We start from the raw sequence: 5,377 nt of genomic DNA, 5'->3' as shown, positions 1-5,377 counted from the left end.
GATGTCTGATATCGTGACGGCCTATCGCAACGAACGCATAGCGTATCACCTTTTGGACAAGTGTGGTGTCGACCCACACACGCCCAAAATGCAAGCGGTAATTGCAGAGCTTAAAGTCTTTGGGGCCCGAGCGGCCTAAAATCGTAGCGGACCATTGTTAGGTCACACTCCAACCATAACCTGTATCCCTATCTTTGCTAGTGCCTTGTCAAGTAGATTTCAGGCTTTTTGCATGAGTTCCATCAGGAAACCAATACGCACTGAGATTGTACTTATCATCGGCGTACCAGAAATGCCTTTTGCACTGGTTTCAATCCTTACGGCAGGAATGCTCCCTCCCCCCCCGACAATCGCGTTACAAGCGCTCAATCCAACTCAACGATGAAGTTATTCTCCGCATTAATCCTCGCCCTGACCGCGCTGCTGCTGACCCACTGCGAAGCACCAGCGCCCGGCGAAAACACGACCGACGCCATCTCGGTGCTGGAAGCAACGCGTAGTAAGATGCTGACCACCCCAACTCACCATTACCGTTTCACTTCTGCCTGGGACAACCGTTACTCACGTTCGACCTGGGCTGATTCGATGGACATCACCTACTCCTGGCTGCCTGGTAGCGACCTCGGGTTCGCCTTCTTTGCCGAGGGCACCGGTTCGTCCGTTCTGTACGACGGAAAGGATGAGCTGAAAATCGACCACAACAAACGCAAGGTGATCCGTACCACTGCCGCTGAAATTGGTAACAACCCTGACTACTTCGCGCACGCCATGAGTTTCCACGGCGATCCTAAATCGTTGCCGGAGCCCGCCGCAGTAGACCTCGTATCGGACACAATCATCAATGGCAGGAAGCTGTACTCTTATTCCCAAACGACCAAATCCCCCGCGGCCGGCGGCCCGAACACCACCTACGTGTACCTCCTCGACCCAGAGCAGAAAGTGGTGGACCGCATCCGTAAAATTTCTCACCTTGGGGGAGACACCAGCCAGGTAATCGATTACTTTTTTACCGACTACTCCTTCTCTGAAGACTTACATGAATTTGGCGACGCAGACCGGCACCGGTCCATGGCCTATCGGGAAGTCAGCAAAGCCGCCGACAAAGAGGAGCGCCGGTCAGGGCTCATCAAACCCGGAGCTCAACTCCATCGGGCCGACTATACCGACATCAACTCAAAAAGACAAATGCTCTACGGCAAGAGCAGTAAGAAAACGGTGATAATGTTCGGCTTCATCGGCTGCAGCAATTGTGAACTGGCTTTCCGGGAAATGAAGAAAAAAGAATTTGCCACCAGAGACGATGTGGAGTTGGTGTACAGCAGCCCGGTTAACGATGCCGCTGCCCTGAAGCCTTATTTGGAGAAGAAAGCGTTTCCGTTCACCAGTTTCGGTGAGAACAGCCGGATGAACGACAACTTTAAAGTAGCCGGCTTCCCCACCTTTGTATTGATAGACCAGAAGGGCACCGTGGAAAAGGTGATCGGCGGATACGACAGCGAGGTAGAGAGAATGCTTTTTTAGTAGCTTGTTCCGGAGATGAAAAAATTACTAAAAGATATCAGGGGCTGCAAGGTCTGCCTGCCTCACCTGATCAACGGCGTGAACCCGGTCATGGCAGCCCACGAAGACAGCAAAATCGCCATCATTGGTCAGGCACCGGGAAGCATCGTCCATCGTACGGGTATTCCTTGGGACGACAAAAGCGGAGACCGCCTGCGCGAATGGCTTGGGGTGGACAAGAACACTTTTTACGACACGAAGAACTTTGCCATCATCCCGATGGGCTTCTGTTACCCCGGCAAGGGAAAATCTGGCGACCTTCCTCCCCGCCCGGAGTGCGCTCCCCTGTGGCACAAGCCCTTACTCGCAAACCTGAAGAACATCCGCCTAACGCTCCTGATCGGAAGCTACGCTCAGTCTTATTACCTCGGTGAGCAGAAAAAGCGGACACTGACGGAGACCGTCAGGAACCACGAGCTTTATTTACCGACCTACCTCCCACTACCCCACCCTTCCCCCCGGAACAATATCTGGCTGAAGCGGAATGGTTGGTTCGGAGAAGAGGTTCTTCCTGTGCTGAAGGCTATCGTTGGGGAGGCGCTTTAGCCGGGCAGGCGGGGCCTTGAAGCGCTTTTCGGACAACCGGACAGTAGCTCGTTCCGGAGATGGATCAACGTTTACCAGTAACTATAAGAAGCCCCCAGTCATTGCGGCGTATTGAACGCTGAAGAATGCCCCCGTAGATTCCATTCCTGGACAAAGGGTAGGAATTAACGCTGGAGAATACCCCCTGACCAATCCCAGTTATAGCCCTGTAGTCTGAGGAGGTAAATCCCTGCAGGCAGGTTACTCAAGGCTAATCTAACTTCGTTTGCACCCGCGTTTGCGCCCACATTTCCCTTATTGATTTCCTGGCCGTAGGTATTGTATATGCACCAACCTACATTCTCTTCTTTCGGACTCATCCATGCCACCGTCAGGTCCGTTCCCGACATCGGGTTTGGAGAAACCTTGACCTCCTGCTTATTCCCGACCTGCCAGGTAACTTCTCTTATTACGGAGTGATTCTCTTTGCCATCAAAATCAATAGCGACGACCCGGTAGTAGGATAAAGGCGACGATGCGTCGTCATCAATGAATGTATAAGTGTTTGCGGTGTTGGCCGCAGCCAATTCCCCGATGGCGGTAAAATCCCGACCATCAGCAGAGCCTTCCACCACAAAACGGGCCAGGTCTTCCTCTCCTATAGTTTCCCAGGTTAGCAGGGCGGTTTTTTCTCCCAGGGCAACGGCGCTGAAACCTGCCCAGGAAACGGGCAGGCTACCAGAACCGCTTAAGTTTTCGGCACAACCGATATCCTGATGATCGCCGATCAAGTTGCTGCCTCCAAAGAAATCTTGTGTGCCGATATCGAGGCCGAGGTCTGTAATGGTAAACCCGGCATCAATAGCGGGAGAATTGGGTTGCAGCATAAAGCCCGCCAGGTCGTCAATGTCAGCACCAGGTCCCGGCAAGACAAACTGCGGATCTGAAGTGATGGGAGCCGCTACTATCTGTGATAAGTTGTTGTGTCCCGGCCCGTAAAATATGTTGTTTCCAAACTCCACCCCTCCCATTCCGGCAGAAGAGTAGGTAGCCGTAGCTCCGTTGGCGAGGTAGAAGATGTTATTGTAGAACCCCGTATGGAGTGGATAGCCATCCGGCCATGTCTCCATCAACAGGACTTCAATGTCTGTCCCTTCTCCCATGTAGAATACGTTATTGTAGAAATAGCATTCGTCATAGGCCCCGGTCATCTGAATTAGTCGCTTTTTATATGCACCATCATTAACGCTTATGTTATACCGGTATACCGTGTTTATGAGCTTTGTTGATGAAGGAGCGTCCTCTTCGTAGTTGATGACCAGCGTAAAGCCTCCGTCATTGTCGTGGCTGTAATTATACTGAAAGGTCGTGTTTATGCAGTTTGCGTCGGCATCGAACCCCTGAGCGTCACACCCCCAGGTATCTTTGCCCCAGCCGAATGCCGACTCATTATACTGAAACAATGTATTGTCAGCACTCCACGCCCAGATGCCTGCAGAACAATCTCTCTGGGTTAAAGGCGGCCTCATTCTGAAGTATTTAAGAGTGTTATACTCTACCAACGCACCGTCCGTAGCGATGACTACAATACCATCGCCGCCAATATCGGTTAGTTCATTACCTCTTATAATCAGGTTTGTGCTGGGGTGCCAGTTCGTTCTTTCCCAATAGCCTTCCCCTTTAATTCCATTTCTGTCTACTCGTTCAAGTACGTTGTTCTCGATAACAAGGTCATTGAAAACCGATATGATTCCCCCTGTATTTTTCCACATGATCCCGTTTCCTTCCCGATATCCATTACTAGACCTGCTTCCTTTTACATTGTTCCCATCGATGTCATGGATATAGCAATCGCGAACGTATAAGTGGTCAGCCGTTCCGAAGTTGTTTATTTCCAGCAGTATGCCATGCGCGCCGGTGTATTCGCTGTTGTCTGGCGTATCATTAGACACTTGCAGGCTGTTTATCTCCCAGTAGGCAACATTATAAAAATGTACGGGGATATGAAATTGTCCGTCCGCTGCAATGTGAGGTTTACTGGCGTTATCAGGACAACTTCCGTAGCTGTCAATAACGTTGATATTGCCTGCAGTACCCGACACTGTTGGCTTGAGTTGTTCGTTCCATACTTCACCACACTTCAACAAAATAGTACTACCCGGGCTAAAACTGCTTGCGTTCACTTTGCTCAGGCTTTGCCAGGCGGTAGCAGGGGAAAGTCCGTCGTTTGCATCGTTTCCTCCCGTAGCATCTACGTAGTATGTTCCCTGCGGCAACTCTGCTGAGGTTTCACAGGTAACCGCCTCCAGACTAAAATTGTCTCCGTAGGTAACCCCCGTGAGAATTTCTGAATAGAAGAATAAAGTTGCGGAGGTACTACTTGCGCCTGTGGTGAAGTTGATGGAGATGAGTTTATACCCCACAGAGTCAACCGGGGCGCTCACCACGGCCGCACCATGATTTTTTACTCCGAACACAACATCATCACTTGGGACACTCCTTAAGGCATAGCCGGAAAAGACATACTCCGTGTTGGCAGACAGTCCACCAATTTGATATTCAGCAGAGGCAACGCCTCCGGTTTGTTTAATCGCGAATGCCCCTTCCTGAGGGTTCGCGGAATCTATAGTGACGGAACCCGTTGGCTCCCAGAAAGTCCAGGGGCTGGAATTGCCCGTTTCGAGATCTCCGTTGATCAACAGGTTGGGGCAGTTCTGTTCTTCACAGTCCTCGGTAATGGTTGTCGTAAAGTCCCGACAACAGGGGTTTTCCCAGTTTGCATCGTAACTCCATATCACATAGTCGTGTACCCCGGCGGCCAAATTAAAAACAGTGTAAGAACTTCCTGCGTCTGATAACAGGTACACTCCATCCCCGTACAGTTCCCAATGATCAACAGAGCTCAGGTTACTGAAAGTGATGCTCCCCGAAGACTGGTTGCACAATGCGTTGCTACTGGTTGAAATTATCAAAGAACAATCTACCGAGGTATTTGCCACACCGGTGCTGTGGCCAACCAATAGCAACGGCATAGCTATGAGCAAGAGACCCGCAAGCCTTATGACAACTGAACCAGAAATAGCAATTGTTGTAGGTTTAAAATTCATGAGGTTTAAAATGGGCGTGTCCGTAACTCAATGGTCCGCTACGATTTTAGGCCGCTCGGGCACCAAAGACTTTAAGCTCTGCAATTACCGCTTGCATTTTGGGCGTGTGTGGGTCGACACCACACTTGTCCAAAAGGTGATACGCTATGCGTTCGTTGCGATAGGCCGTCACGATATCAGACATC

3 protein-coding genes are annotated in these 5,377 nt (G+C 50.8%); 2 read left to right on the top strand and 1 reads right to left on the bottom strand.

The genetic code is table 11. The annotated features are described in order from the left end of the window. Positions 1 to 381: 381 nt before the first annotated feature. On the top strand, positions 382 to 1,521 hold the full coding sequence (locus tag FUA23_RS21875; RefSeq protein WP_147932911.1) for a thioredoxin family protein: 1,140 nt from the start codon (positions 382 to 384) through the stop codon (positions 1,519 to 1,521). 15 nt (positions 1,522 to 1,536) lie between these two features. Then, positions 1,537 to 2,106, top strand: coding sequence for a uracil-DNA glycosylase family protein (locus tag FUA23_RS21870; protein ID WP_147932910.1), 570 nt, complete (start codon positions 1,537 to 1,539; stop codon positions 2,104 to 2,106). 164 nt (positions 2,107 to 2,270) lie between these two features. Here FUA23_RS21870 and FUA23_RS21865 read toward each other — a convergent pair whose 3' ends face one another. After that, on the bottom strand, positions 2,271 to 5,057 hold the full coding sequence (locus tag FUA23_RS21865) for a carbohydrate binding domain-containing protein (protein WP_222707084.1): 2,787 nt from the start codon (positions 5,055 to 5,057) through the stop codon (positions 2,271 to 2,273). Positions 5,058 to 5,377: the final 320 nt, after the last annotated feature.

The organism is Neolewinella aurantiaca, assembly GCF_008014675.1.
GTDB classification, from domain to species: Bacteria; Bacteroidota; Bacteroidia; order Chitinophagales; family Saprospiraceae; genus Neolewinella; species Neolewinella aurantiaca.
Note: the sequence above shows the minus strand (reverse complement) of the source record. Positions and strands in the feature narration are given on the sequence as shown.

Bases quoted from the DNA above. Each gene is read 5' to 3' on its own strand.
- FUA23_RS21875 (WP_147932911.1), top strand. From the start codon at position 382: ATGAAGTTATTCTCCGCATTAATCCTCGCCCTGACCGCGCTGCTGCTG.
- FUA23_RS21870 (WP_147932910.1), top strand. From the start codon at position 1,537: ATGAAAAAATTACTAAAAGATATCAGGGGCTGCAAGGTCTGCCTGCCT.